The organism is Shinella sp. GW821-FHT10F02 (assembly GCF_058809275.1).
Map to the genome: position 1 here is coordinate 484,255 of NZ_JBXASL010000006.1, position 25,806 is coordinate 510,060.

Sequence of the window (25,806 nt, forward strand, 5' to 3'; positions counted from 1 at the left end):
CTCACGTACCGAAAGTACGCTGCGCTCCGGGTCACGGAAACTCACCATTTTCGGCACGGCCTGGGCTGAATGTCGATTGGTCCTAGTCCACCACGTCTTCCGCGGCGGCCTTCTGCTCGTTGGCGTTTTCGTCGAGCAGCACTTCGACATCGGTGTTGACGCCGGCCTTCACCGCGAAATCGCGCTGGTAGATGCGGTTCTTGTTGCGCGCAACGGCGATGTAGCTGCCTTCCGCCAGAACCAGCGTCGGGAAGGCGCCGACGCTTTCGCTGACCGTATCGCCCGACGAGGTGAGGATCGACCAGGCCGTGTCGGCGATCGCCTCGCCGCCGGGCTCGGAGACGAGCTTCAGCGTCAGTTTCGCCGCACGGTGCTGGATCGTCGCGCGCGTCAGCTTGCCCGCCTCGACCTGAATATCGGCGCGGATCACGGCGTTCACCGTGCCGTAGTCGGAAACGACGTGGTAGGTGCCGGCGTTGAGCCGCACCACGGAATTCGGCTTCACCTCGGCGACGACGAGGTTGCGCTCGCCATCCTCGCGCACTTCGGCGGCGAAGATCGAAAAACTCAGTTCCTTCGGCGGAATGCGCACGTCGGAGCCGGAAACGGCATTCAGCATGATACCGCCGGCATCGAGCACCATGACCTGCTTGTCGACATCGCCGTCCGTGGGCACCAGCAGCTTCTTCGTGGCACCGGCGCGGCCGAAGGCGACGTTGACGAAATACTCGCCGGGCACCAACTGGAAGGCGGCCGAGCCGCCCTCGGAAGTGGCGAGCAGCGGAAGCTTGCCGTCAGCGCCCGGGATGGGCGAGAAGACGCGCCAGGTGAGGCCATGCTGCATGGGGCTGCCGTCCTTGGTCAGCAGCGCCTCGCAGGTCACGTCACGCAGGTTGTCGGGCGTCGCCTCGCCGGTGACGATCGGGTTGAACGAGGTGAGCTTGCCGCTCTTCAGCGGCGTGCCGATCTGGGAGAAACTGTCCAGCGATTCCTGCGCCCGAGCCGGTGCGAAGGACGAGAGAAGGGTCACGATCGCGACGCTCACGGCAATGCCGAAATGGGGGGCGGAATGGGGCGGCATGCGCATGGGGACGGTTGACTTCCTGACTGTAAGGCTCCACTTGAAGACCCGGCTAATGGCATTTTCAAGGCCGCATCCGCGGGCCAAGATATTGGAACTCCCTCCCGATGAAAACCGAAATCAAGCTGATCGATTATCTTTCGACCCGCCGGTCGATCCCTGCCTTCCAGATGGGCGAACCCGGTCCCTCGAAGGGCGAGGTGCAGGCCATGCTGACGCTCGCCTCGCGCGTGCCGGACCACGGCAAGCTCGCCCCCTGGCGCTTCATCGTCTATCGCGGAGAGGAGCGTCGCCGCATCAGCGAGGCACTCGCGAAGATCGCGATCGGCGACAAGCCGGAGCTTTCCGAGGAAATGGTGAAGGTGGAAAACACGCGGCTCACCCGCGCGCCGGTCGTCGTTGCCGTCGTCAGCCGTGCCGCACCGCATTTCAAGATCCCGGAATGGGAGCAGCTCATGTCGGCAGGCGCCGTCTGCCTCAACCTGGTGATGGCGGCCAACGCGCATGGTTTCTCCTCGAACTGGCTGACCGAGTGGTATGCCTACGACCCGCGCGCCTATGCGATCCTCGGCGTCAACGAGGGCGAGAAGATCGCAGGCTTCATCCATATCGGCACGCCCACCGTACCGCCGACCGAGCGGCCGCGGCCGGAACTGGCCGAGATCGTCACATGGGTGGGCGATGACACCTGACGCGCTGTTCTATGAGACGGCGGACAACGCCCACGGCCTGAAGCACGATCCCTTCAAGGCGATCGTCGCGCCGCGGCCGATCGGCTGGATCGGCACGAAGGCGGCGGATGGGCGGCTGAACCTCTCGCCCTATTCGTTTTTCAACGCGGTCAGCGACCGGCCGAAGCTCGTGATGTTCTCGTCGAGCGGCCACAAGGACAGCGTGACGAATATCGAAGCGACCGGCGTCTTCACCTGCTCGCTGGCAAGCCGGCATCTGGCGGAAGAGATGAATGCGAGCTCGGTCGCCGTTCCCTATGGCGTGGACGAATTCGACATCGCCAAACTCACGCCGGTGACCGGCCGTCTCGTCGATGCGCCCTATGTCGGCGAGGCCTATGCGGCGCTCGAATGCCGCGCGACGCAGATCCTGCGGCCGGTCGATCTCGACGGGCGGGAATCGGACAATTGGGTGGTGTTCGGCCAGGTGGTCGGCATCCACGTCAGCCCGGAAATCCTGCGCGACGGCAGGATCGACATGGCGGTCGCCCGCCCGCTCGGCCGCATGGGCTATATGGATTATTGCGACGGCGGGGTGGATGTCTTCGCCATGGGGCGGCCAAAGGTTGGGTAAGGGTGGATCCTCGGGTCAAGCCCGAGGATGACGGAGGAGAGGTGGTGCCCTGTGTTTGGGGAGCGCCGCGGCGCGGGGTAGCGCATCCATCGATATACCCGACGCCCTTGATGCCCCGCACTCCCGTGCTGTTTTGCCCGCTGTTCTCACGCAGGCCGTCGTCCTCGCATGACGATGCTGTTTCGCCGGCCGTTCCCACACACTCCGTCATCCTCGGGCTTGACCCGAGGATCCACGGCCACCTGCGTACACTGTTTGGATGATGGCCATCTGTTCTGGGTCGCTTGCAAGGCGGCCGAAGAAGCCGTCGTCGCGCGAGCGCTCGCAATCTGTCGCGAAAAGCTCTCCCAGAAGGTCCGAGGCTGAATCGTAGGCGGGGATGCCGGCGGCTGCGGCGGTGAGCAGGACGGCGGCGCGGGCTGCGGCGAAGGTGGGGGGCCATTCGCCGCTTTCTGTGCGGGTCGGTTCTACGCCGAGGGTTTTTACAAGGCCCCTCTGGTCCCAAACCAGACCGGTTAGGCGGCTGGACTTGTCGGAGAAGCCTTGCGGCGAGACGGGGGCCGGCAGGATGCCGTCGGCGATCGCGAGAAGCGTTGTCCTGCCTTCCGCGAGGTTTTCTTCCGCTTCGGCTACGGAGAGCAGGACGGCGAGCCGTTGGATGTCGGCACCCGCGCGGCAGCCGGTGAGGGCGATGCCGGTGGCACCGCCTGCTAAGGCTTGGCGAAGCGTTTCGAGGCTGGCGTTGGGCTCAACGACGACAAAACGACTTTCGATGCCTGAGTCGCCGGCATAAACCAGCGCGCCGTGTCCCGCCGGGGGCGGGATAGTCTGAAGCAGGGCGTGGGGCAGCTTTTCCATGGCTTTTCATAGGGCTTTGCGCCCGCTCCTGGCAACGACCATCCGGTTAACGGATATGGTGAACCAATCTTAAACACTTTGCCGCTAGCGTGTTTTTCGTAGCAGTTGTGGTGCAGGCGTTTGGGGCGTCCATTGATCGTTCATGCTTTCCTCCGTTGGGTCGAGACAGCCCGGGCAGCCGATAGGGCGAAGGCGGCCAGTGTGTTGGCGCGCGCTTACGCACGGTCGCGGATCTGTGCGGATGATCGCCGCGCCGCCGAGATGGCGATGATCTTTTTGCTCGACGATCCGGCACCGAAGGTGCGGCTTGCCCTGGCCGAAGCCTTGGCCGACTGCGAGGATGCGCCGCGCGCCGTCATCCTGCCGCTGGCGGAGGACCAGCCGGAAATCGCCGCCCATATCATTCTATGTTCGTCGCTGCTGACGGATGCCGATCTCGTCGATCTGGCGGCCAAGGGCAATGACGTGACGCGCATGCTGATCGCCAACCGCTCCTTCGTCTCGCGCGCCGTTTCGGCAGCGCTTGCGGAGATCGGCGAGGTGCCGGATGTGCTGGCCCTTTTGGAAAACGAAGGCGCGGTCGTCTCCCGGCGCAGCCTGACGCGCATCGCCGACCGTCTCGGCGACGATGCGGAAATCCGCGCGCTGCTGCTCGACCGCGAGGACCTGCCGAGCGATGCGCGCCATGCGCTGGTCGAAAAGATCGGCACGGCGCTGGCCGGCTTCGGGCTCATCCAGGCCGCCGTCGGCACCGGGCGCGTTGAGCGCATCACGCGCGAAGCCTGCGACGTGGCGACGATCGGTATGGTGGGCGAGGTGGCCGCGGCCGAAATGCCGGCCCTGGTCGAACACCTGCGCCTGACCGGGCGACTGACGCCCGTGTTCCTCATGCATGCGCTCTGCACCGGTCGCGTCGAGTTCTTCGCCTCGGCGATCACCAATCTTTCGGGGCAGGCGGAGCGGCGTGTGCGCTCCATCCTGTCGGATGGCCGCGAGGCGGCGGTGCGGGCGCTTTATGAAACGGCCGGGCTTGGGCGGGATATCAGCGCGCTGTTCGCCGAGGCGACCATGCTTTGGCGCCGCGAGGCGAAGGGCGAGGATGACGGGCTTTCGGTGTCCGAGCACCTGCTGTCGCGCGCACGGGCGGCGGGCAATGCCTCCTGCCAGTCCATGCTGGAACTGGTCGAGCGGCTGGCCATCGCCGAGCAGCGCCAGACGGCGCGCAGCTACGCGCTCATTGCGGCGCGCGAAGCGGCCTGATCAGTCGGCGAAGCGTTTCACCACCCAGGAATAGCCGTCCTCGGCATAGCGCACCGGCGTGGTGACGGCGTTTTTCAGCGCGGCCTTGTCGGGGATGGCTTTTTTGACGAAATTCAGCGTGCGGGCGGCGAGGCCCTGCCTGGCCTCTGCGGTCTCGGCCGGCGTGGGCACTTCGGCCGTGGTCGCGGTTTCGGCGGGCTTGGCCTCGGGTGTCGGCTTTGCCACATCCGCGGTCATGCGGTCGCCGGAGCTTTCGCAGACGGCGACGATCACCGGATAGTTCTTGTCCTGGTGGCGGTTGATATAGGTCTCGGCCTGCGCGTCGCAGAGCGCCACGGTCTGCCAGCTCTTGCCGACCGTATCGATATAGTGGCACTGGGTCGCGCTGTCGTCGCAGCCCATGATCGTCATGACGATGAGCGCAGCTTTCATGGCCGTCCTTTCCGCCTTCGTTGCTGCCGGTTAGAGGCAGGCATTGCCGCGAAAATAAGGCGCGAAGCGTGCCGGGGGCTTGCAGGCGCTCACGCGCTTTTCGACGGCATGGCAGAATTTTTCGCCGGGTGCCTTCGTCAGGATGAAATCGAGGCCAAGGGAATTCAGGATGGGGACGGAAAAGCAAGCGGCGAGTGCGGGCCTGCTCAGGCTCTCGATCGACCGGTTCTACCACGGGAAATGGTGGAAGGATTTTCAGCCGTGGCGGCTGGCACTGGCCGATATGATCGGTGCCACGGTCGTCTATCGGGTGCACGCAGCGCCTTTCCGGGCAACGCGAACCGTGCCGGATTACCGGATGCCGGAACGGCTGGATGTGGTACGGGCTGATTCGATCGGTGGCGCGCATGCCATGGCAATCACGGACGCGATGCGTGCCGGGCAATGGTCGGAAACCCCGGACGAGCCGCTGCTCGTTCTCCTGCTGATAAGCCTGCCGGGTTGCGCGCTGCCGGCGCGGCATGCCGCCGCCATTGCCGAGCGGCTTGTCGAACTCGATGAGCTTATTCACGCGCTCGACGATGGACGATACACAGTTTCCAGCCTGACGGACGTGCACGAGGCGGCGATGAGGTTCTTCAGATGGCAGGCGCAGGCGGGAGAGGACGTGCGGGTGCACGGCCTCTATGGTGACGGCTGGACGGATTTCGACACGAAAACCATGGGTGCGGTCGCACTTTGAGGCGGCTGCACCGCATTAGATATCGAGGTTGTCGGCGAAGACGGCGCGCTCCTGGATGAAGCGGAAGCGGGCTTCCGGCTTGGTGCCCATCAGGTCGTCCACGGCCGTGCGGGTGCCTTCGAAATCGACGTCGTCGATCGCGACCTTCAAGAGCGTGCGCTTCTTCGGGTCCATCGTGGTTTCCTTGAGCTGCGCCGGCAGCATCTCGCCGAGACCCTTGAAGCGGCCGATTTCCACCTTGCCGCGACCGTTGAACTCGGTGCGCATCAGCTCCTCGCGGTGCGGGTCGTCGCGGGCGTAGAGCGTCTTGCCGCCCTGGCTGAGGCGGTAGAGCGGCGGGACGGCGAGGAAGAGGTGGCCGCCGCGCACGAGATCCGGCATCTCCTGGTAGAAGAAGGTGATGAGCAGCGAGGCGATGTGCGCGCCGTCGACGTCGGCATCGGTCATGACGATGACGCGCTCGTAGCGCAGATCCTCTTCGCGGTATTTCGTGCGCGTGCCGCAGCCGAGCGCCTGCACGAGATCGGAGATCTGCTGGTTGGCGCCGAGCTTTTCACGGCCGGCGCTGGCGACGTTGAGGATTTTGCCGCGAAGCGGAAGGATGGCCTGGTTGGCGCGGTTGCGCGCCTGCTTGGCCGAGCCGCCGGCCGAATCGCCCTCGACGATGAAGAGTTCGGCGCCCTCGGCGGAGTTCTGCGAGCAGTCGGCCAGTTTTCCAGGCAGGCGCAGCTTGCGCACGGCCGTTTTGCGGCTGACTTCCTTTTCCTTGCGGCGGCGCATGCGCTCTTCCGCGCGCTCGATCACCCATTCGAGCAGCTTGGCCGCTTCGCCGGGATTGTCGGCGAGGTAGTGGTCAAAGGGGTCGCGCAGCGCGTTTTCGACGATGCGCTGAGCCTCGACGCTCGCGAGCTTGTCCTTCGTCTGCCCGACGAATTCCGGCTCGCGGATGAAGACCGACAGCATACCGACCGCCGAGATCATCACATCGTCCGTGGTGATGTCCTTGGCGCGCTTGTTCTGTGTCAGGTCGGCATAGGCCTTGAGGCCCTTGGTGAGCGCGATGCGCAGGCCCGCCTCATGCGTGCCGCCATCGGCCGTCGGGATGGTGTTGCAATAGGAGTGGATCAGCGAATCGCCGCCATACCAGGTGACGGCCCATTCGAGCGAGCCGTGGCCGCCGGACTTTTCGCTTTTGCCGGCGAAGATTTCGCGGGTGACGGTGTAGTCTTTGCCGAGCGTCGCCTGGAGATAATCCTTCAGGCCGCCGGGGAAATGGAAGACCGCCTTTTCCGGCGTTTCCGAACCTTCCAGCAGCAACGACGGGTCGCAGCTCCAGCGGATTTCGACGCCGCCGAAGAGATAGGCCTTGGAGCGGGCCATGCGGAAGACGCGGCCGGGATCGAAACGGGCGTGCGCCCCAAAGATTTCCGGGTCGGGGTGGAAGCGTACCTTCGTGCCGCGGCGGTTGTGCACGTCGCCGAGCTCTTCCAGGCCGCCGACCGGCTTGCCGCGCGAAAAGCGCTGGCGGTAGAGCTTCTTGTTGCGGGCGACCTCGACTTCGAGATGGTCGGACAGCGCGTTGACGACGGAGACGCCGACGCCGTGCAGGCCGCCCGAGGTCTCATAGGCCTTGCCGTCGAACTTGCCGCCGGCATGCAGCACGGTGAGGATGACTTCGAGCGTCGATTTTCCCGGCATCTGGGGATGGTTTTCCACCGGGATGCCACGGCCGTTGTCGGTGACGGTCAGGAAACCTTCGGCGTCGAGGTTGACGTCGATGAAGTTGGCGTGGCCGGCGACCGCTTCGTCCATCGAGTTGTCGATGACTTCGGCGAAGAGGTGGTGCAGCGCCTTCTCGTCCGTGCCGCCGATATACATGCCGGGCCGCATGCGCACGGGCTCCAGGCCCTCCAGCACGCGGATCGCCGAGGCATCATAGCCGCCGGAGCCCTCGCTGATGGGCTGCACGGCGCGCGCCTCGCGGGGCGGCGCGGCAGCCGGCTTTGCCGCCGGTGCGGGCGACGCGGCGGCGGGTTGGGGGGGAACGTTGGCGAAAAGGTCGTTGCTGTCGTCTTGCATGGGCCGTTCAGATTTTGTTCCGTTTGCCATTTTCTCCCGCCGATCCGGGAAGATCGGGGTTTGGCACAAATGAAGTCGTCAAGCGAATCACTCGCGACTCTGCCAGATTCCGTGGGTTTTCGCGATGCCGGGCCGCGCCAACCGCTGGGCGAGGATTGCGTTGCGCGCGGGCGGATGGCAAGTATCGCCAGCCCCAGGGAGCGACAGTTCATGCCTCAGTCCACAGTTCATTGCCTTCGCCGGCTGGTTTTCGCCGCGATCCTCACCGGTCTTGCGGTTCAGGACGCGGCGGCGCTGACGCTGAAACCCTGGAAGGACGAGCTTTTCGGCTATGGCACGGTGATCGAGACCTCCGATGATGGCGCGCTCAGCGTCGTCGATTACCAGGAGATGCGCGACATCAACGGGCGCGACCAGGTGCCGGAGCGCCGGGTGAAATCGGCCTATGTCTCGACGGCGGTGAAGACGGCGCAGAAGAATGCGACGCTCGACACGCCCGCCGGGCCGATCGACGTGGCGATGACCGGCAAGGGCGAGGGGGCGGCCTTCACCGTCATCTTCATCCACGGCCGCGGCGGCGACCGGCGGCTCGGCAACAACGACTGGAATTTCGGCGGCAATTTCAACCGGCTCAAAAACCTCGCGGTGCGGGATGGCGGGGTCTATTATGCGGCGAGCGTGCCCTCCTTCGACGACAAGGGGGCGGCGCGTATTTCCGGCCTCATCCTCACCGCCAAGGCGCTTTCGCCGGATGCGCCGGTCATCCTCGCCTGCGCCTCGATGGGCAGCTTCATCTGCGCCCGCGTCGCGCGCGATCCGGTGGCGGTGAAGAGCCTTGCCGGCATGGTGCTGATGGGCGGGGCGGCGGATGGCGATTATGCCAAGACCGCAGCCTTCAAGGCGAAGCTGCCGGTCTTCTTCACCCATGGCGACAGCGACAGCGTCTACCAGGCGAACGACCAGATCGCCGTCTTCCGCAAGCTCCGCAAGGCGGGCATCCCGGCGCGCTTCGTGCTGTTCCAGACCGGCGGCCACGGCACGCCGGTGCGCATGACCGATTGGCGCGAAACGCTCAACTGGCTGTTTGCGCAGTAGGCTTCGATTTGCTACGCCGCAAGCCAACAATCTTTAAGGACAGGGAGGCCTCATGACACCGGACGTAACCCCGCTCGTTGCCGGGAACTGGAAGATGAACGGCACGCGCGCGTCGCTCGACCAGATCAAGGCGATGGCCGAAGGCGTGAAGGGACCGCTTTCCGAAAAGGTCGAGACGCTGATCTGCCCGCCGGCGACGCTGCTCTACGTGGCGACCGCGCTCTGCGACGACAGCCCGCTGCTGATCGGCGCGCAGGACTGCCATGAAAAGGCGTCCGGCGCGCATACGGGCGACGTTTCGGCCGAGATGATCGCCGACTGCTTCGGCAGCCACGTCATCGTCGGCCATTCCGAGCGCCGCACGGACCACAAGGAAAGCGACGCGTTGGTGCGCGCCAAGGCCGAGATCGCGCATCAGAACGACCTCGTCGCCATCGTCTGCATCGGCGAGACCGGCGACGAGCGCAAATCCGGCAAGACGCTGGACGTGCTGAAGACGCAGCTTGCCGGCTCCGTGCCGGACGGCGCGACGGCGGAGAACACCGTGATCGCCTATGAACCGGTATGGGCGATTGGCACCGGTCTGACTCCGACGGCGGCCGACGTCGAGGAGGCGCATGCCTTCATGCGCGCGGAACTGACGGCGCGTTTTGCCGGCGAGGGCGCCACGATGCGCATTCTCTATGGCGGTTCGGTGAAGCCGGGCAATGCCAAGGAACTGATGGGTGTGGCCAATGTCGACGGCGCGCTGATCGGCGGCGCGAGCTTGAAATCCGACGACTTCCTTGCCATCTACCGGGCATACGAAGAGCTCACCGCCTGAGACGCCAATGGCCTGCCCGCAAAAGGGCGGGCGGATTGGCCGGTAAGGGCTTGGAATGGTGCGCGGCTTGGTATATTGAGCCGCAAACCTGAAATTTGGGCCGTCTGGCCGGGATCCTGAAACATGCAGACCATCTTGCTCGTCATCTATCTCATGGTCGTCGTCGCGCTGATCGGCGTCGTGCTGATCCAGCGGTCGGAAGGCGGCGGCCTCGGCATCGGCGGCGGCTCCGGCTTCATGTCGGCCCGCGGTACGGCCAATGCCCTGACGCGCACCACCGCGATCCTGGCCGCACTGTTCTTCGTGCTGGCGCTCGGCATGGGCATCCTTGCCCGTTACGAAACGCAGCCGACCGACATTCTTGACCGTATTCCGGGCACGACCGGCACGGGCGGCGTTCTTGACGCGCTCGGCGGCGCCGAGCAGAACCAGGGCACGCAGAACAACAACCAGACGCCTGCGACGACCGGCACCGACACCGTTCCGACCGAAGGTGGCGCTGCGACCGGCACGGGTACGGGCACCGGCAACACGACGACCGGTACGGGCAACACGACGACGGGCACCGGCACGACCGGTGGCGCAACGGGTACGGAGCAGAACTCCGGCGTCCCGAGCGGCCAGTAAGCCGCAGGGGCTGAAAAACAAACCGGCCGGTTGGCGAAATCCAACCGGCCTTCTTCTTGTGTAAAACGACGATTGCGTCTTCCGAAATCACGCCCAAGGTGATTTTTCGGTGGCGGAATCGATTTTGAAAAGGTATCCGGTGACTCCCATGGCGCGATATGTATTCATCACAGGCGGCGTGGTTTCTTCCCTCGGAAAAGGCATTGCCGCCGCAGCACTCGGAGCTCTCCTTCAGGCCCGCGGTTACCGCGTGCGTCTCAGGAAGCTGGACCCCTATCTGAACGTCGATCCGGGCACCATGAGCCCGACGCAGCACGGCGAGGTGTTCGTCACCGACGACGGCGCGGAAACCGACCTCGACCTCGGCCATTACGAGCGCTTCACCGGCCGCTCGGCCACTAAGACCGACAACATCACCACCGGTCGCATCTACAAGAACATCATCGACAAGGAACGCCGCGGCGACTATCTCGGCGCGACGGTGCAGGTCATTCCGCACGTCACCAACGAGATCAAGAACTTCGTCACCGAAGGCAATGACGACTACGATTTTGTCATCTGCGAGATCGGCGGCACGGTGGGCGATATCGAGGCCATGCCCTTCATGGAGGCGATCCGCCAGCTCGGCAACGATCTTCCGCGCGGCACGGCCGTCTATGTCCACCTGACGCTGATGCCCTACATTCCGGCCGCAGGCGAACTGAAGACCAAGCCGACGCAGCATTCCGTCAAGGAATTGCAGGCCATGGGTATCCATCCGGATATCCTGCTGGTGCGCGCCGACCGCGAAATCCCGGAAGCCGAGCGCAAGAAGCTCTCGCTGTTCTGCAACGTTCGTGCGACCGCCGTCATCCAGGCGCTCGACGTCGCGTCGATCTACGACGTGCCGCTCGCCTATCATAAGGAAGGCCTCGACGACGAAGTGCTTGCCGCCTTCGGCATAGAGCCGGCGCCGAAGCCGCGGCTTGAAGCCTGGCAGACGGTTTCCGATCGCATCAAGACGCCGGAAGGCGAGGTGACGATCGCCATCGTCGGCAAATATACCGGCCTCAAGGATGCCTATAAGTCGCTGATCGAGGCGCTCTATCACGGCGGCATCGCCAACCACGTCAAGGTCAAGCTTGAATGGATCGAGTCGGAGGTCTTCGAGAAGGAAGACCCGGCGCCGTACCTTGAGAAGGTGCACGGCATCCTCGTTCCGGGCGGTTTTGGCGAGCGTGGTTCCGAGGGCAAGATCAATGCGGCGCGCTTTGCCCGCGAGCGCAAGGTGCCCTATTTCGGCATCTGCTTCGGCATGCAGATGGCGGTCGTGGAAGCGGCGCGCAACCTCGCCGGCATCGAGAAGGCCTCGTCCACCGAATTCGGCAAGACCGCCGATCCGGTCGTCGGCCTGATGACGGAATGGGTGAAGGGCAACGAGCTGGAAAAGCGCTCGGCCTCCGGCGACCTCGGCGGCACGATGCGCCTTGGCGCCTATCGCGCCTCGCTGAAGGGCGGCACGAAGATCGCCGACATCTACGGCTCGACGGATATTTCCGAACGCCACCGCCACCGCTACGAAGTCAACGTCGACTACAAGGACCGGCTGGAAGGCTGCGGCCTGGTGTTCTCCGGCATGTCGCCGGATGGCGTTCTGCCGGAGACCGTGGAATATCCGGATCATCCGTGGTTCATCGGCGTGCAGTATCACCCGGAACTGAAGAGCCGCCCGCTCGATCCGCACCCGCTTTTCGCGAGCTTCGTGGAAGCGGCGCTGGAACAGAGCCGGCTCGTCTGACACCGGAGATGAGAGAATGACAAAGCCCGGCCTTTTGCCGGGCTTTTTGCGTCAGGCCGATTCCAGCGTCAGGCTGCGGGCGGTCTGGGTTTCCTGCGCCGGCGGCAGGCCGAACATGCGACGGTATTCGCGCGTGAACTGCGGCACGCTCTCATAACCGACGGCATAGGCGGCCGTGCTGGCATTGGCGCCCTGCGACAGCATCAGCCGCCGCGCCTCGATCAGCCGCAATTGCTTCTGGAATTGCAGGGGTGACAGCGAGGTGACGTTGCGGAAATGCTGGTGGAAGGAGGACGGGCTCATGCCGGCGATGGCGGCGAGCCTGTCGACCGGCAACGGCTGGGCGAACTCCGCCCGCAGCAGCGCGACGGCGCGGGCGACACGCTGCGCCTGCCCATCCGGATAGCCGAGCTGGCGGATTGCCGCGCCGTGCCGGCCTTCGAGCAGCCAGTAATGCAGTTCGCGCACGAGCTGCGCATGCAGCACCGGCACGGCGGCCGGACGATCGAGCAAGCGCATCAGGCGAAGCGCCGCATCGCTCACCTCGCTGTCCGTCGGCGCAGAGCGTATCGGCGGTCCGCCGGGCGCGGCGGTTGCCTGCATCTCCACGCAGAGTTCAGCGATGACCGCGGGGTTCAGGTCCAGCACCAAAGACAGGTAGGGCGCCTCGGGGCTTGCCTGCAGGATCTGGCTGACGGTCGGCACGTCCGCGGTGATCAGCAGCGAATCTCCGGCGTGGAAGGTGAAGCTGGTCGCGCCCATCGTCACATGTTTGCTGCCCTGGAGCACGAGGCAGACCAGCGGGCGGGCGATCATGTAGTCGAGGCCGGTCGGCTGCGTGGTGCGGATGGTGGTGAGGCCGGGCACGGGCGTGCGGGCGATGCCCGCGGCATCGGCATTGGCCTCGACATAGCGGCGGACGGTGGCAAGGAGCGTCTCTGTCATGCCGTCACCCTAACCGCGTCCGGCGCCCGCGTAAATCGGTTTGGAGGATCAGGCAAGGATCGGCGAGCTTCCGGTAACGACCGGCGGCGGGGGCGCTTGATATCAATCGGCCATTCCAACCGAAGGAGTTTCCCATGACCAAGATCGCTCTCGTCACCGGCGGCAGCCGCGGCCTCGGACGCAATACGGCCCTCAGCATCGCCCGCCGCGGCGGCGACGTCGTCATTACCTACAGGAGCCGCGAGGAGGATGCCCGCATCGTCGTCGCCGAAATCGAGGCGCTGGGCCGCAAGGCCGTCGCGCTGCGGCTCGATACCGGCGCGGTCGGCAGCTTTGCGGCTTTTGTCGAAGCGCTGCGCAAGGCGCTCACCGAAACGTGGCAGCGCGAGACCTTCGACCATCTCGTCAACAATGCCGGTCACGGCGACATGGCGGCGATTGCCGAGACGACGGAGGCGCAGTTCGACAGCCTGGTCGACGTGCATTTCAAAGGCGTGTTCTTCCTGACGCAGGCGCTTTTGCCGCTGATTGCCGATGGCGGGCGCATCGTCAATCTCTCGACGGGCCTCACCCGCGTCTCCTATCCCGGCTTCTCGGCCTATGCCGCGGCCAAGGGCGCGGTGGAAATCCTCAGCGTCTACCTCGCCAGGGAGCTCGGCAGCCGCGGCATTGCGGTCAATTCGGTCGCGCCGGGCGCCATTGAGACGGATTTCCTGGGCGGTGCCGTGCGCGACATGCCGGATCTCAACACGGTGTTCGCCGACATGACGGCGTTGGGCCGGGTCGGCGTGCCGGACGATATCGGCCCGATGATCGCGAGCCTGCTGTCGGATGACAATCGCTGGATCACCGGCCAGCGCATCGAGGTGTCGGGCGGGCAGGTGATCTGACGCCATCGTCAAAACGGAAAAGCCCGGCGCAGGCCGGGCTTTTTATGTTCAGGGGCGAGGGTTACTCGGCGGCCTGCACCAGCGGGCAGACGCTGTCGTCGCAATCTTCTCCGGCGAGCGTGCGCTGGCCGAGGCTGATGGTCAGCAGGGCGCCGATGCCGGCGGCGACGGAGACCCAGAAGCCGTTCTGTGCGCCGAAATTATCGACCGCCCAGCCGGCGACGAAGGCGCCGAGGGCCATGCCGATGCCGATGCCGGTGGTGACCCAGGTGACGCCTTCCGTCAGCATGGCGCCGGGCACGCGGCGTTCGACCAGGCCGAAGGCGGTGATGAAGGTCGGCGAGATAGCGATGCCGCTCAGGAAGACGGCGGCGGCCAGCAGCGGCACCGTGCCGGCGAAGGGCAGCGGCAGGGCAGTGAGGGCGAGCACGGCGACGGCGATCATCAGCTGCTTTTGCAGCGCCATCTTCGGGTTCAGCGCGCCGAGGACGAGGCCGACGATGAAGGAGCCGATGGCGTAGACGCCGATGACGAGGCTGGCGGCATTGGGCTGGCCGAGCTCCTTGGTGATCGCGACTGCGCTCACCTCGGCGGTTGCGAAGGTGGAGCCGACGAAGATCAGCGCGAGCGTGATGATCTGCACCGGGCGCAGGCGGATCGCGGATTTCTGCGGCTTGCTGCCGGCGACATAGTGTATGCGCGGTTCCGTACCGCGTTGCAGCAGGAAGAAGAAGCTGCCGACGGCAAGGAAGGCGGTGCTGATCAGCATGCCGGCTTCCGGAAACAGCGCGACGGCGAGACCGACCGACAGCGAGGCGCCGGCGATATAGACCAGCTCGTCCGCCGCCGATTCGAAGGCGAAGGCGGTGTTGAGCTCCGGCCGATCGCGAAAAATCTCGCTCCAGCGGGCGCGCAGCATGGCCGGGATGCTCGGCATGGCGGCCGCGAGGAAGGCACTTGCGAAGAGCGTCCAGACCGGCCAGCCCTGGTTGGTGCCGGCAATCAGCAGGAGGAAGGCGACGACCGAGACGATGGTTGCCGGGGTAAGCACGGCCGCCTGGCCGTAGCGGTCGACGAGGCGGGAGACCTGCGGCGAAATGAGGGCGTTGGTCAGCGCGAAGGTCGCGGAGACGGCGCCGGCGAGCCAATATTCGCCGCGCGTCTGCGACAGCATGGCGACAATGCCGATCGGCGCCATGGCGATGGGAAGGCGCGCGAGGAAGCCGGCGGCGGAAAAGCCCACGGTTCCTGGGACGCTGAAAATCTCTTTATACGGGTTGGCCATGGCCTGCTCCTCGCAAATGAATGGTCAGCCACTTACATACGTGGCGTATGTCGAAGAGATAGTTGCATACGCAGCGTATGTCAAATAAAATACGCGGCGTATGTAAAAAGGAGCTGCCATGCGCAAGCCGCGCGAGGAAATGATCGCCGAAACGAGAGCCAAGCTGATTGCCGCGGGGCGGTTTGCCTTCGGCACCGTCGGCTATGCGGAGGCGTCGATGGACGATTTCACCGCGGAGGCGGGGCTGACGCGCGGCGCGCTCTACCATCATTTCGGCGACAAGAAGGGGCTGCTCCAGGCGGTCATCCAGCAGATCGATGCGGAAATGACGGCGCGGCTGCACACGATCTCGGCCGGGGCGCCGAGCCGATGGGACGGGTTTGTCGAGGAATGCGTCGCCTATATCGAGATGGCGCTGGAGCCGGAAATCCAGCGCATCATGTTTCGCGACGGGCCGGCGGTGCTCGGCGACGTCTCGCAATGGCCGACCAGCAACGGCTGCATCGCGGCGCTGAGCCACAGCATTGAGCGGTTGAAGGACGACGGCGTGATGGCCGATATCGACACGGAAACGGCCGCCCGCCTGATCAACGGGGCGAGCAGCCATGCGGCACTCTGGATCGCCAAGTCCGAGACGCCGGAAGAGACGTCGAAGCGGGCGGTCCGCGGGTTCCGGACCTTGCTGGACGGGCTGCGGGTGAAGGCCTGACGGGCTACGAGCCCGCCGGCGCTTCCTTCAATTCGCAGACGGTCGTGCCGATGGTCATCGTGTTGCCGCGCCAGTCGATATTGCCGCCGACCCAGCTGCGCAGCCAGACGGCCGGCATCATGCTATCGCGCACGATCATCGCCGGCACCGACCAGACGGAAAGCCGCCAGCCCTTGGCCATGGCAAGGGCGACCTCCGGCAGGTAGATGGCGGCGAGCACCAGGAGGGCGGCGGGCGCGAGCGTCGCGTCGCCGATCAGAGCCGCGACCAGCGCCAGGAGCAGTGGCGGCAGGGCGCCCAGAAGAATTTCCGGGGTGAAGAAGCCGGGGAAGGTGACGCGGCGCAGGCGCGACCAGCGGCACTGGCGCGACCAGACCTCCTGGCCGGTGCGGCGTCCCAACGGCTGCTCGAAGGGCGAGGAGACGAGGTGGACCTTCAGCCCGAGGCGGCTCACCAGTTTCGTCGAGGCTGCGTCCTCGGCGATCTCGGCGTTCAGCGCGTGGATGCCGCCATTCGCGTCGAGCATCGGCTTGTACCAGAGCATGCTCTTGCCCTGCGCGAAGCCGAGGCCGATCGCCTCGCCGGCATATTGCCAGCGCGCCTGCTGGGTGTTGAGGAACATGCATTCCACCTCCGCCCAGAACCCATCCGGGCGCGAGCCGAGCGGCGTCGAGCAGACGAGACCCGAATCGATCCGCCAGCCGCCCATCAGGTGCTGGATATAATCCGGCGGCATCAGCACGTTCGAATCGGCCAGCACCACCCAGTCGTGGCGGGCCGCCTGCCAGCCTTTGACGCAATTGTTGAGCTTCGGATTGGCGCTGATGCGGTCGTCGCCGATCAGGATGCGGGCCGCGACATGCGGATGCGCCGCCGCCGTCTTCTCGATTTCCGGGATGATAGGATCGCCGGCATGGGCCACGCAGAACAGCAGTTCATAGTCCGGCCAGGTGAGGCGGAAGGCGCGGGCGAGCGTCTCGGCGGAAAAGTTCTCGATGCCGCGCACGGGAACGACGATCGATACCGGCGGCTTTTCCTCGATTTCCGGCGGAGCGGCATCGACGGCTTTCAGCCGCCTTCCGGCGATGAGGATGCTTGCGGCATTGGTGGCGACGAGAGCGCCCGAGGCAAGGGCGAAGGCCTGAGCCATGTCCATTCACGCGTACTCCGAAGGGCGCCGGGCCATGCTGGCGGCAGCCGGGTTCATTCACGCGGGAAGAAACACCATTGTCACATGACACGGGAATGACGGGGCGCCCTGGAGCGGCCTGAAGCCTGCCGGTGGACGGGCGGCAGTCACCCCCGCCGAGGGCGGAGGTGACGGTTTTCGTCCGGTTTTTCAGGCTTATGCGAGGAAGTCTGCGGTCGTCGTGACCTTGCCATAGCCGAATTCCAGCGCCGACATGATCGTGGCATGGACCTGGGCGGCCGGCACGACCGAATCACCAAAGGCCTTGTCGCGCGTGGCGCAGGCATCGTGCACGACGGTGAGGCCGTAGCCGAGATCGGCCGCCGCGCGCGCCGTCGCGTCGATGCAGACGTCGCTCATCGCGCCGACGACCACGACTTCCTCGATGCCGTCCGCCTGCAAGGCCTGCTGCAGCGTCGTCTCGCGAAACGAGTTCGGATAGTTCTTGACGATGACCGTGTCGCCATCCTGCGGCCTGATGGCCGGGATCGGGTTGATGCCATCCGAGCCGGGGGCGAAGAGCGGTGAATCGGCGTCCTTGGCGACGTGGTGGACATGCACGATCCGGTCACCCTTGCCGCGGGCCGCCTCGACGACGCGGGCCGCATTGGCGGTGGCGGCGTCGATGCCGGTCAGCGCGAAATTGCCGGTGGCGAGATAGTCCTTCTGGAGGTCGACGATGATGACGGCGCGTTTGCTCATGGGGTGTCCTTTCCCTGTTGCTTGATGTCATGGACATTGTGCCTCTGCCCTGCCATGTCTCGCCATTGGCGATACCGACATAATACAGGGTGAAAGTGACATGGCAGACGCGGCCGAGATCGGACTGGTGCTTTATCCCGGCGTGCAGATGGCCGCCGTGCTCGGCATGACCGATCTCTTCAATTCGGCGACGGAACTGGCGGGCGAGAAGGGCCGGGCGGGGCCGACGCTTGTGGTGAGCCACTGGCGGCTGGAGGACGGCCAGCCCGTGCGCACCGACGCCAGCGGTGTTATCGACGGAGCGTCGCGGCCCTGCGTGCTCGTGCTGCCGCCCGCACTGGGCGATCCGATCCGCCGGGAAGATGCAGCACCCTTCGCCGCCTGGCTGCGCGAGTGCCACGCCTCCGGCATCCAGCTCGCCTCGATCTGCGCCGGCGCCTTCCTGCTCGGCGAGACCGGGCTTCTGACCGGCCGCACGATCACCACCAACTGGGTGATCGCGGAGACGTTCGAGATGCGCTTTCCGGATGTGCATGTCGATACGGACCGCCTGCTCAACGACGACGGCGATATCTTTACGGCGGGCGGCGTGATGGCCTGGGTCGATCTCGGGCTGAAGCTGATCGACCGCTTTCTCGGGCCGACGATCATGCTGGAGATCGCCCGGCAATTCGTCATCGACCCGCCCGGGCGCGAGCAGCGTTACTACAGCACCTTCTCGCCGCGCCTGCTGCATGGCGACGCGGCGATCCTGAAGGTGCAACACTGGTTGCAGGCGAGCGAGGCGAAGGAGATCGGCCTCGACGGGCTTGCCGCGCAGGCGGGGCTGGAGGCGCGCACGTTCCTGCGGCGTTTCCGCAAGGCGACGGGGCTGACGACGACCGATTATTGCCAGCGGCTGCGCGTGGCGAAGGCGCAGGAGATGCTGCAATTCACCACGCGTTCGGTCGAGAGCGTCGCCGTCGATGTCGGCTATGTCGATCCCGGCGCGTTCCGGAAGGTTTTCGCCCGCATCGTCGGGCTGACGCCGGGGGAATACCGCAAGCGCTTCCGCTCATGACGATCAGTCCGGCCGCGGCCGGTTGCGCACCACGGTGACGGTACAGGGCGCATGCGCCGCCACCTCGCCGGAGACGCTGCCGAGCATGGAGCGCATGGCCGATTCGGCGCGCGCGCCCATGACGATATGATCGACATAGTTTTCGCGGGCATAATCGAGAATGGCATCGGCGGGCGAGACGGCCTCCAGCACATGGAAGGTAATGCCGCCGCCGGGGGCCGGCAGGCCGGTCGACCAGTTGCGCAGCTCGACGAGGCGCAGCACATGTTTGTTGCGGCCGGCCTCGTCCAGCGAGGTGTCGATGGCGATGCGGTTGATCTTCAGCACGTTGAGGCAGGCGATGCGGGCATCCGGCGTGTTCTCGATGATGCGCGTGACGGTTTTTCGCATGGCGTCGGCAAGCTCCGGCGTGCCGCCTGAAAAGTCGATCGCCACGGCGACGATAGGGGCATTGGCAAGCTGCGCTTCGGCAGCCTGAGGTTTCACCGTCTCGATCGGCACGGGATTGAAGCAGCGGCGCAGCACCATGCCGAGCGGATCGCGCTTCATCTTCTCCGCCCTCGCCGTCAGCTTGACGGAGGCGAGATCCTGCAAATCGAGCGCGAGCTGGGCGGCACTCGGATAGCGCCACGCGGGGTTCACCTCCAGGCAGCGCAGGATGATCTCCTGAAGGGCGGGCGGAATGGCGGCGTTGCGGGCACGCGGCGGCAGCGGATCGCGCCAGAGCCGGCGTTTCAAGCCTTTGAGCCGCTGCGGATCGCCGAAAGGCCGCTCGCCGGTGGCGAAGAAATAGAGCATGACGCCGAGCGCAAAGAGGTCGCTTCGAAAGTCGCTGCGCGTGCCGAGCACCTGTTCGGGCGCCATGTAGGGCGCGGTGCCGTAGGGCAGGCGGAACTGCTCGTCCATCAGGTCCGGCAGGTGGACGTGGCGGGCGAGGCCGTAGTCAATCAGCACGGCCTCTCCGCTCTCGCGGAACATCACGTTGGAGGGTTTCAGGTCGAGATGCACGACGTGCTGGCGGTGCAGCGAATCGAGCGCGACCGCGATTGTCGCGCCGAGTGCCGCCACCTCCTCGCGCGGCAGGGGAAGCCGCTCCAGCAGGAGGTAGAGCGAGGTGCCGGGCAGGCGCTCCATGACGATATAGGGCAGCGTGGCGAAATCGCCGTTGGCGACGAAGCGCGGCACATGCGGGCCGGAAAGGCGGGGCAGGATCATCTGCTCCATCTCGAAACCGACGATGGCCGCCGGATCGTCGCCCTCGCCGATCACCGGCACCTTCATGAGGGTCGGGAAATCGATATCCGGCCGGCTGACCTGCCAGATGCGGGCCATGCCGCCATTGTGCGCAATGCCCTCGATGACGAAGCCGTCGATTTCGTCGCCGGGTTTCAGCCGCGCATGGACCATCTAGCGCCCCTCGAACAGACGATCGGCGAGGGAGGCCGGCAGCCCGGCCGTGCGGATTTTTTGCGCTGCCCTCTCCACATCATAGGCGGCGCGCAGGAAGCGCAGCTCGGCGCTTTGCGTGTCATAGAGCGCAAAGGCGGCGCAGGGATTGCCGTCGCGCGGCTGGCCGACCGAGCCCATGACGGCAAGCCAGCGGCGCTGCGGCAGAAGCGGCACCGGGGTGGCGGCGACGGGGCGGAAGTGCGTGACCTTGCCGCCCGGCGCGGTGCAATAAAGCGCCGGCTTGTGCACATGGCCGCAGAAGCTGACGCGCGCATCGCAGGCGCCGAGGTGCTGGCCGGCATCGCTGGCATCGAGCACGTAGTTCCAGTCCGCCGGTGCGCTGGCATCGGCATGAACGAAGAGGCAATCGCCCTCGCGTGCCTTCATGGGCAGGCCGGCCAGGAAGGCGCGGGCCTCGCTGCCGAGCTGCCGGCGCGTCCATTCGATTGCCAGGGTCGCCGTCGCGTTCATCGAGACGGCGGCGTTGCCGACGGCGTGGTCATGGTTGCCGCGCAGCACGATGGCGCCGTCTGCGGCCATTGCCATCGCTTGTTCCGTGCACCATTCGGGGTCGGCGCCGTATCCGACGATATCGCCGAGCAGCACGAAACGCTCCGCACCCGCCGCATTCGCTGCGGCGAGGGCGGCTTCGAAGGCTTCGCGGTTGGCGTGGATATCGGAGAGGATGGCGATGAGCATGGCGGCGACCATACCGCGCCTTGCCGCCGGCAACCATTCGACGGAAGGGGAATATCGCGCCGGTGATCCTGCCGATCGTCAGGAATCGGCGTTGCGGATGGCGAAAAGGTCGGCGTCCGCGTCCCCATGGCCGGCGATCTCCGACGACACGATTTCGGCGGCGATCTGGCTGAAGGTGATGCCGTTGCCGCCGAAGCCCATGACGGCGAAGACATTGTCCATGCCGGGCACGCGGCCGATGAGCGGCAGGCCGGTGCGGGTGGTGCCGAAGGGCGCGGCCCAGGAATAGTCGGGCTCCGGCAGCGAAATGCCGAGCAGGGCTTCGGCCTTCTTGCGGATCGTCTTCGCCTTGTTCTTCAGCTTCTGCGGCGAGGCGAAGGCCTCTTCGTCCTCCTCGTCCTCGCCGCCGGCGATCAGCCGTCCGTCGCGGGAGCGGCGAAGGTAGAGATAGGGATCGGCGCCCTCCCAGACGATGCATTCCTTCAGCCAGTCGGGCAGGTCGATGGCCGGCGGGGTGGCGATCGCCCAGGTGGAGATGATGGCATGGTCCTTGTGCGCGACGGCCTCCAGGAATTCATAGCCGGAGCAGAAGACGGCATGGCCGGCGGAGATGATCTTGCCGTCGGCGGTGGCGAGGAAGACGCCTTGCGTTGTCGAGCGCATATCGGTGATTTCCAGCGGGCTCACCACCTCCACGCCGCGCGACACGGCGGCGCGCAGGATGCCGGCAGCCATCTGGGCGGGGTTGGCGGAGGCTGAAATGTCGCTGAGGATCGCGCCGGTGCGGTCTATGGAGAAGCCGTCCCGAAGTGCCGCGGTGTCGAGGAAATCCGCCTTGATGCCGGCGGCGTGGCGGGCGTCGAGTTCGGTGCGCAGGGCGCGGCTGCCATATTCGTCGCCGGCCAGAAACAGCGTCTTCTTGCGCTCGAAACCGCAGGAAAGGTCGAGGTCCGTGACGATGCGCGTCAATTGTTCCACGGCGCGTCCCGAGCGCTGCCAGGCGCGGCGCGCCTTCTCCTCGCCGATCATGCCGGTGAGCACATGCAGGGGAATGTCGATCTCGTGCTGGATCATCGCGGTGCTTGCGAGCGTGCTGCCATGCACGGGGCGGCGGCGGTCGACAACGAGCACGGAGCGGCGACCATCCGCCAGCGCATGCGCCATCAGCGCGCCGGAAATGCCGGCGCCGACGATGATGACGTCATAGGTGTCGCGGGCGGGCTTCTTGCGGGTGCGGAGCGTAATGCGCGGCGAACCGGCCCAGACAGGGCGTGACTCGTGAAGATCGCGCTGCCGGGTAATCTCGTTGTTCTTGAGAATGGGAGTGCTCCGGTCAAGAGTTGTCTTTCGGAATGGCCGGGCGACGGAAAAGTTCCAGCGGCCGGCCGTGCGCGGCGCTGGTGCTTGCATTGCGGGCGGAAAGCAGGCAAAGCACGAGGCGCCTGAAACACGACCGGATTTTTACCCATGACCGTGAGTTCGAGAACGCCCCGCCCGATCGATCATCTGGTGCTGCCGGTGTCCGACCTCGGGATTGCCCGCGACCGCCTGACGGCGCTCGGCTTCACCGTCGCCAAGGATGCCCGCCACCCGTTCGGCACGGAAAACTGTTGCGTTTTCCTCGCCGACGGCAGCTATCTGGAGCCGCTCGGCATCGCCAATCGCGAAGAGTGCGAGGCGGCCGCCCGCGGCGGCAATGTCTTCGTCGCGCGCGACCAGGCCTTTCGTTTCCGCCGCGGTACCGAAGGCTTTTCCGCCATCGCCATGGCCAGCGGCGACGCCTGGGAGGACGACCAGCGCTACACGTCGTCCGGCATTTCCGGCGGCGAGGTTCTGGAGTTTTCTCGCGACATGCTTTTGCCCGACGGCACGTCGGCGACCGGCAGCTTTCGCCTGGCCTTTGCCGCCGACCTGCGCAGCCCGGATTTCTTCTTCTTCGCCTCGCAGCGCATCCTGCCGCTGCCCTCCGACCGCAAGGCGCTGGAAAGCCATGAAAATGGCGTGATCGCCCTGTCTGAGGTCGTGCTCTCGGAGCAGAACCCGACCGATTTCCAGTATCTCGTGCAGGAAGCGGCGGACGAGCGCGAGGTCGAGGCTCTGTCCTTCGGCATGTCCGTCGATACGCCGCGCGGCCGCATCACGGTGCTGAACGACGCGGGGCTCGAAGGGTTTTACGGTCTTTCGCCGCTTGCCGGCACGGACCGCGGCCTCAAGGGACGCGCGGTCGTCTTCACGGTCGAAAATCTAACGGAATGTCACCGCCTGCTGACGGAGCGCGGTGTCACCTTCCATCAACGGGACAACCGCCTTCTGGTGCCACCGGCACCGGGGCAGGGCGTCCTTTTTGTCTTCGGAGAATGAGATGAAAGCCAATACCACAGTCGTCGTCGGCGAAGGCGCCAAGAAGGTCACCTTTGCCCAGGACAAGCGTTTTTCGCTGATCGCCGGCCCCTGCCAGATGGAGAGCCGCGACCACGCCTACATGATCGCCGGCACGCTCGTCGAACTCTGCGACAAGCTCGGCCTCGGCCTCGTCTACAAGTCCTCCTTCGACAAGGCGAACCGCACCTCGCTGTCCGGCAAGCGCGGCATCGGGCTTGAAAAGGCCATGGAAATCTTCGCCGACCTCAAGAAGGATTTCGGTTTTCCGGTGCTGACCGACATCCACACCGAGGAACAATGCGCGATCGTCGCCGAAACGGCCGACATCCTGCAGATCCCCGCTTTCCTGTCGCGCCAGACGGACCTGCTCATCGCTGCCGCCAAGACGGGTCGCACCATCAACGTCAAGAAGGGCCAGTTCCTGGCCCCCTGGGACATGAAGAACGTGCTGGCGAAATTCACCGAGAGCGGCAATCCGAACGTGCTGCTGTGCGAACGCGGCGCCTCCTTCGGCTACAACACGCTCGTCTCCGACATGCGCTCGCTGCCGATCATGGCCTCGCTCGGCGCGCCGGTCGTCTTCGATGCGACCCATTCGGTACAGCAGCCGGGCGGGCAGGGCGGCTCCTCCGGCGGCCAGCGCGAATTCGTCGAGACGCTTGCGCGCGCGGCCGTTGCCGTTGGCGTCGCCGGTCTCTTCATCGAGACGCATGAGGACCCGGACAACGCGCCCTCCGACGGCCCGAACATGGTGCACCTGAAGGACATGCCGCGGCTTCTCGAAAAGCTCATCGCCTTCGACGACCTCACCAAGGCGTGACGGTTTCAAACGGATGACACAGAGGCGTGTCATCCGTTGCCGCTCGGCGCGGCTCAGCCATTGTAATTTCCGCATCATCGATTAAGAGAGATTTTAATCGATTTATAAACCCAGAAACAGGACGATATCCATGACCGCTATCATCGACATCATCGGCCGCGAGATTCTCGACAGCCGCGGCAACCCCACCGTCGAAGTGGACGTGCATCTGGAAGACGGCAGCTTCGGCCGTGCCGCCGTTCCCTCGGGCGCCTCGACCGGCGCGCACGAAGCCGTCGAACTGCGTGACGGTGGCAAGCGCTACCTCGGCAAGGGTGTCGAAAATGCGGTCGCCGCCGTCAACGGCGAAATCTTCGAAGCAGTCGGTGGGCTTGAAGCCGAAGACCAGATCCTGATCGACCAGGCGCTGATCGAACTCGACGGCACGCCGAACAAGGCCCGCCTCGGCGCCAACGCCATCCTCGGTGTGTCGCTCGCCGTCGCCAAGGCCGCCGCTGAAGCCGCCAACCTGCCGCTCTACCGCTATGTCGGCGGCCCGAACGCCCGCATCCTGCCGGTGCCGATGATGAACATCATCAATGGCGGCGCGCACGCCGACAACCCGATCGACTTCCAGGAATTCATGATCGTTCCGGTCGGCGCCGACAACATCCGCGATGCCGTGCGCATGGGTTCGGAAGTGTTCCACACGCTGAAGAAGCAGCTCGCTGCCGACGGCCACAACACCAACGTTGGCGATGAAGGCGGCTTCGCGCCGGGTCTGGCATCTGCGCCTGCCGCCCTCGACTTCATCATGAAGTCGATCGAGAAGGCCGGCTACAAACCGGGCGAAGACATGTATATCGCGCTCGATTGCGCCTCGACCGAGTTCTTCAAGGACGGCAAGTATGTGCTCGAAGGCGAAGGCCGTACGCTGGAGCCGGAAGCCATGGCCGACTACCTGGCGGAGCTTGCTGCAAAATACCCGATCTTCTCGATCGAGGACGGCATGGCGGAAGACGATTGGGACGGCTGGAAGTCGCTGACCGACAAGATCGGCAAGAAGGTGCAGCTCGTCGGCGACGACCTGTTCGTCACCAACTCGGCGCGCCTGCGCGACGGCATCAAGATGGGCGTCGCCAATTCGATCCTCGTCAAGGTCAACCAGATCGGCTCGCTCTCCGAGACGCTCGACGCCGTCGAGACCGCGCACAAGGCGAGCTACACCGCCGTCATGTCGCACCGTTCGGGCGAGACCGAGGATTCGACGATCGCCGACCTCGCCGTTGCCACCAACTGCGGCCAGATCAAGACCGGCTCGCTCGCCCGCTCCGACCGTACCGCAAAGTACAACCAGCTGATCCGCATCGAGGAGCAGCTCGGCCCGCAGGCGAAGTTCGCCGGCCGCGGCATCCTGCGCGGCTGATCGACAAACAGTTTCTCCAAAATGGCAAAGCCCGCATCGCAAGGTGCGGGTTTTGTTTTTGAGCGCCCTGAGAGTTCTTTTTCTCGCCGTAGCTGTGGCGTGGATCCTCGGGTCAAGCCCGAGCAACTGTGTTGTGTGATGTCAAGACAGGAACGCTCTGTTGTCCCTCACGGCTGCATTGAGGGCGACGAG

Annotated in this window: 25 protein-coding genes; 14 read left to right on the forward strand and 11 right to left on the reverse strand. The window is 65.4% G+C overall.

The window, feature by feature from the left end:
- Positions 1-82 precede the first annotated feature (82 nt).
- Positions 83-1,087, reverse strand: coding sequence for an RgsD C-terminal domain-containing protein (locus AC1RWL_RS21180; RefSeq protein ID WP_493097067.1), 1,005 nt, complete (start codon positions 1,085-1,087; stop codon positions 83-85).
- Between the two features lie 101 nt (positions 1,088-1,188).
- Here AC1RWL_RS21180 and AC1RWL_RS21185 point away from each other — a divergent pair, with 101 nt between their 5' ends.
- Positions 1,189-1,773, forward strand: coding sequence for a nitroreductase family protein (locus AC1RWL_RS21185; RefSeq protein ID WP_493097068.1), 585 nt, complete (start codon positions 1,189-1,191; stop codon positions 1,771-1,773).
- A gap of 4 nt (positions 1,774-1,777) precedes the next feature.
- A complete protein-coding gene (locus tag AC1RWL_RS21190; RefSeq protein WP_493097089.1) occupies positions 1,778-2,386 on the forward strand; it encodes a flavin reductase family protein in 609 nt (202 codons plus the stop codon).
- A gap of 207 nt (positions 2,387-2,593) precedes the next feature.
- Here the strand turns inward: AC1RWL_RS21190 and AC1RWL_RS21195 are convergent, their stop codons facing one another.
- On the reverse strand, positions 2,594-3,244 hold the full coding sequence (locus AC1RWL_RS21195; RefSeq protein ID WP_493097069.1) for a hypothetical protein: 651 nt from the start codon (positions 3,242-3,244) through the stop codon (positions 2,594-2,596).
- Between the two features lie 132 nt (positions 3,245-3,376).
- On the opposite strand from AC1RWL_RS21195, the gene AC1RWL_RS21200 reads away from it, so the two are divergent.
- Positions 3,377-4,504, forward strand: coding sequence for a DUF2336 domain-containing protein (locus tag AC1RWL_RS21200; RefSeq protein WP_256115830.1), 1,128 nt, complete (start codon positions 3,377-3,379; stop codon positions 4,502-4,504).
- Here the strand turns inward: AC1RWL_RS21200 and AC1RWL_RS21205 are convergent, their stop codons facing one another.
- On the reverse strand, positions 4,505-4,936 hold the full coding sequence (locus AC1RWL_RS21205) for a hypothetical protein (protein ID WP_493097070.1): 432 nt from the start codon (positions 4,934-4,936) through the stop codon (positions 4,505-4,507).
- Between the two features lie 169 nt (positions 4,937-5,105).
- On the opposite strand from AC1RWL_RS21205, the gene AC1RWL_RS21210 reads away from it, so the two are divergent.
- Positions 5,106-5,678, forward strand: a complete 573-nt coding sequence (locus AC1RWL_RS21210; protein ID WP_493097071.1) for a hypothetical protein — start codon at positions 5,106-5,108, stop codon at positions 5,676-5,678.
- Positions 5,679-5,693: 15 nt separating this feature from the next.
- On the opposite strand, the gene parE is transcribed toward AC1RWL_RS21210, so the two are convergent.
- Positions 5,694-7,757, reverse strand: a complete 2,064-nt coding sequence (gene parE, locus AC1RWL_RS21215; protein WP_493097072.1) for a DNA topoisomerase IV subunit B — start codon at positions 7,755-7,757, stop codon at positions 5,694-5,696.
- Positions 7,758-7,967: 210 nt separating this feature from the next.
- Here parE and AC1RWL_RS21220 point away from each other — a divergent pair, with 210 nt between their 5' ends.
- From AC1RWL_RS21220 to pyrG, 4 genes are all read left to right on the forward strand, one after another.
- Complete coding sequence (locus tag AC1RWL_RS21220; RefSeq protein WP_493097073.1) at positions 7,968-8,852, forward strand: alpha/beta hydrolase; 885 nt, start codon at positions 7,968-7,970, stop codon at positions 8,850-8,852.
- Positions 8,853-8,904: 52 nt separating this feature from the next.
- The gene (gene tpiA / locus AC1RWL_RS21225; protein WP_493097074.1) at positions 8,905-9,675 is read left to right on the forward strand and encodes a triose-phosphate isomerase; all 771 of its coding nucleotides are present in this window, start codon (positions 8,905-8,907) and stop codon (positions 9,673-9,675) included.
- A 123-nt stretch (positions 9,676-9,798) separates the two neighbouring features.
- Positions 9,799-10,302 (forward strand): preprotein translocase subunit SecG, encoded by a 504-nt coding sequence (gene secG / locus AC1RWL_RS21230; protein ID WP_256115836.1) that lies wholly within the window; start codon positions 9,799-9,801, stop codon positions 10,300-10,302.
- Positions 10,303-10,450: 148 nt separating this feature from the next.
- Positions 10,451-12,079 (forward strand): CTP synthase, encoded by a 1,629-nt coding sequence (gene pyrG / locus AC1RWL_RS21235; RefSeq protein WP_256115837.1) that lies wholly within the window; start codon positions 10,451-10,453, stop codon positions 12,077-12,079.
- A gap of 51 nt (positions 12,080-12,130) precedes the next feature.
- On the opposite strand, the gene AC1RWL_RS21240 is transcribed toward pyrG, so the two are convergent.
- A complete protein-coding gene (locus AC1RWL_RS21240; RefSeq protein WP_493097075.1) occupies positions 12,131-13,024 on the reverse strand; it encodes an AraC family transcriptional regulator in 894 nt (297 codons plus the stop codon).
- A gap of 134 nt (positions 13,025-13,158) precedes the next feature.
- On the opposite strand from AC1RWL_RS21240, the gene AC1RWL_RS21245 reads away from it, so the two are divergent.
- Positions 13,159-13,914, forward strand: a complete 756-nt coding sequence (locus tag AC1RWL_RS21245) for an SDR family NAD(P)-dependent oxidoreductase (protein WP_493097076.1) — start codon at positions 13,159-13,161, stop codon at positions 13,912-13,914.
- Between the two features lie 61 nt (positions 13,915-13,975).
- Here the strand turns inward: AC1RWL_RS21245 and AC1RWL_RS21250 are convergent, their stop codons facing one another.
- Positions 13,976-15,199 carry an MFS transporter gene (locus tag AC1RWL_RS21250; RefSeq protein ID WP_493097077.1) on the reverse strand — a complete coding sequence of 408 codons (1,224 nt, stop codon included), beginning with the start codon at positions 15,197-15,199 and terminating at the stop codon, positions 13,976-13,978.
- Between the two features lie 118 nt (positions 15,200-15,317).
- Here AC1RWL_RS21250 and AC1RWL_RS21255 point away from each other — a divergent pair, with 118 nt between their 5' ends.
- Positions 15,318-15,908 (forward strand): TetR/AcrR family transcriptional regulator, encoded by a 591-nt coding sequence (locus AC1RWL_RS21255; protein WP_493097078.1) that lies wholly within the window; start codon positions 15,318-15,320, stop codon positions 15,906-15,908.
- A gap of 4 nt (positions 15,909-15,912) precedes the next feature.
- Here the strand turns inward: AC1RWL_RS21255 and AC1RWL_RS21260 are convergent, their stop codons facing one another.
- Both AC1RWL_RS21260 and AC1RWL_RS21265 read right to left on the reverse strand, forming a co-directional pair.
- Positions 15,913-17,058 carry a ceramide glucosyltransferase gene (locus AC1RWL_RS21260; RefSeq protein ID WP_493097090.1) on the reverse strand — a complete coding sequence of 382 codons (1,146 nt, stop codon included), beginning with the start codon at positions 17,056-17,058 and terminating at the stop codon, positions 15,913-15,915.
- A gap of 195 nt (positions 17,059-17,253) precedes the next feature.
- Positions 17,254-17,799, reverse strand: coding sequence for a cysteine hydrolase family protein (locus tag AC1RWL_RS21265; RefSeq protein WP_493097079.1), 546 nt, complete (start codon positions 17,797-17,799; stop codon positions 17,254-17,256).
- Positions 17,800-17,899: 100 nt separating this feature from the next.
- On the opposite strand from AC1RWL_RS21265, the gene AC1RWL_RS21270 reads away from it, so the two are divergent.
- The gene (locus tag AC1RWL_RS21270; RefSeq protein WP_493097080.1) at positions 17,900-18,859 is read left to right on the forward strand and encodes a GlxA family transcriptional regulator; all 960 of its coding nucleotides are present in this window, start codon (positions 17,900-17,902) and stop codon (positions 18,857-18,859) included.
- A 3-nt stretch (positions 18,860-18,862) separates the two neighbouring features.
- Here AC1RWL_RS21270 and AC1RWL_RS21275 read toward each other — a convergent pair whose 3' ends face one another.
- The 3 genes from AC1RWL_RS21275 to AC1RWL_RS21285 form a co-directional block, all read right to left on the reverse strand.
- Positions 18,863-20,266: a protein kinase domain-containing protein gene (locus AC1RWL_RS21275; protein ID WP_493097081.1), complete on the reverse strand. Its 1,404-nt coding sequence runs from the start codon at positions 20,264-20,266 to the stop codon at positions 18,863-18,865.
- A complete protein-coding gene (locus AC1RWL_RS21280) occupies positions 20,267-21,007 on the reverse strand; it encodes a metallophosphoesterase family protein (RefSeq protein WP_493097082.1) in 741 nt (246 codons plus the stop codon).
- A gap of 78 nt (positions 21,008-21,085) precedes the next feature.
- Positions 21,086-22,417 (reverse strand): NAD(P)/FAD-dependent oxidoreductase, encoded by a 1,332-nt coding sequence (locus AC1RWL_RS21285; RefSeq protein WP_493097083.1) that lies wholly within the window; start codon positions 22,415-22,417, stop codon positions 21,086-21,088.
- Between the two features lie 57 nt (positions 22,418-22,474).
- On the opposite strand from AC1RWL_RS21285, the gene AC1RWL_RS21290 reads away from it, so the two are divergent.
- The 3 genes from AC1RWL_RS21290 to eno all read left to right on the forward strand — a co-directional run bounded on the left by AC1RWL_RS21290 (position 22,475) and on the right by eno (position 25,614).
- On the forward strand, positions 22,475-23,368 hold the full coding sequence (locus AC1RWL_RS21290; protein WP_493097084.1) for a VOC family protein: 894 nt from the start codon (positions 22,475-22,477) through the stop codon (positions 23,366-23,368).
- 1 nt (position 23,369) lies between these two features.
- The gene (gene kdsA, locus AC1RWL_RS21295; protein ID WP_493097085.1) at positions 23,370-24,209 is read left to right on the forward strand and encodes a 3-deoxy-8-phosphooctulonate synthase; all 840 of its coding nucleotides are present in this window, start codon (positions 23,370-23,372) and stop codon (positions 24,207-24,209) included.
- Positions 24,210-24,339: 130 nt separating this feature from the next.
- Positions 24,340-25,614: a phosphopyruvate hydratase gene (eno, locus tag AC1RWL_RS21300; protein ID WP_256115848.1), complete on the forward strand. Its 1,275-nt coding sequence runs from the start codon at positions 24,340-24,342 to the stop codon at positions 25,612-25,614.
- The last annotated feature ends 192 nt before the right edge of the window (positions 25,615-25,806 follow it).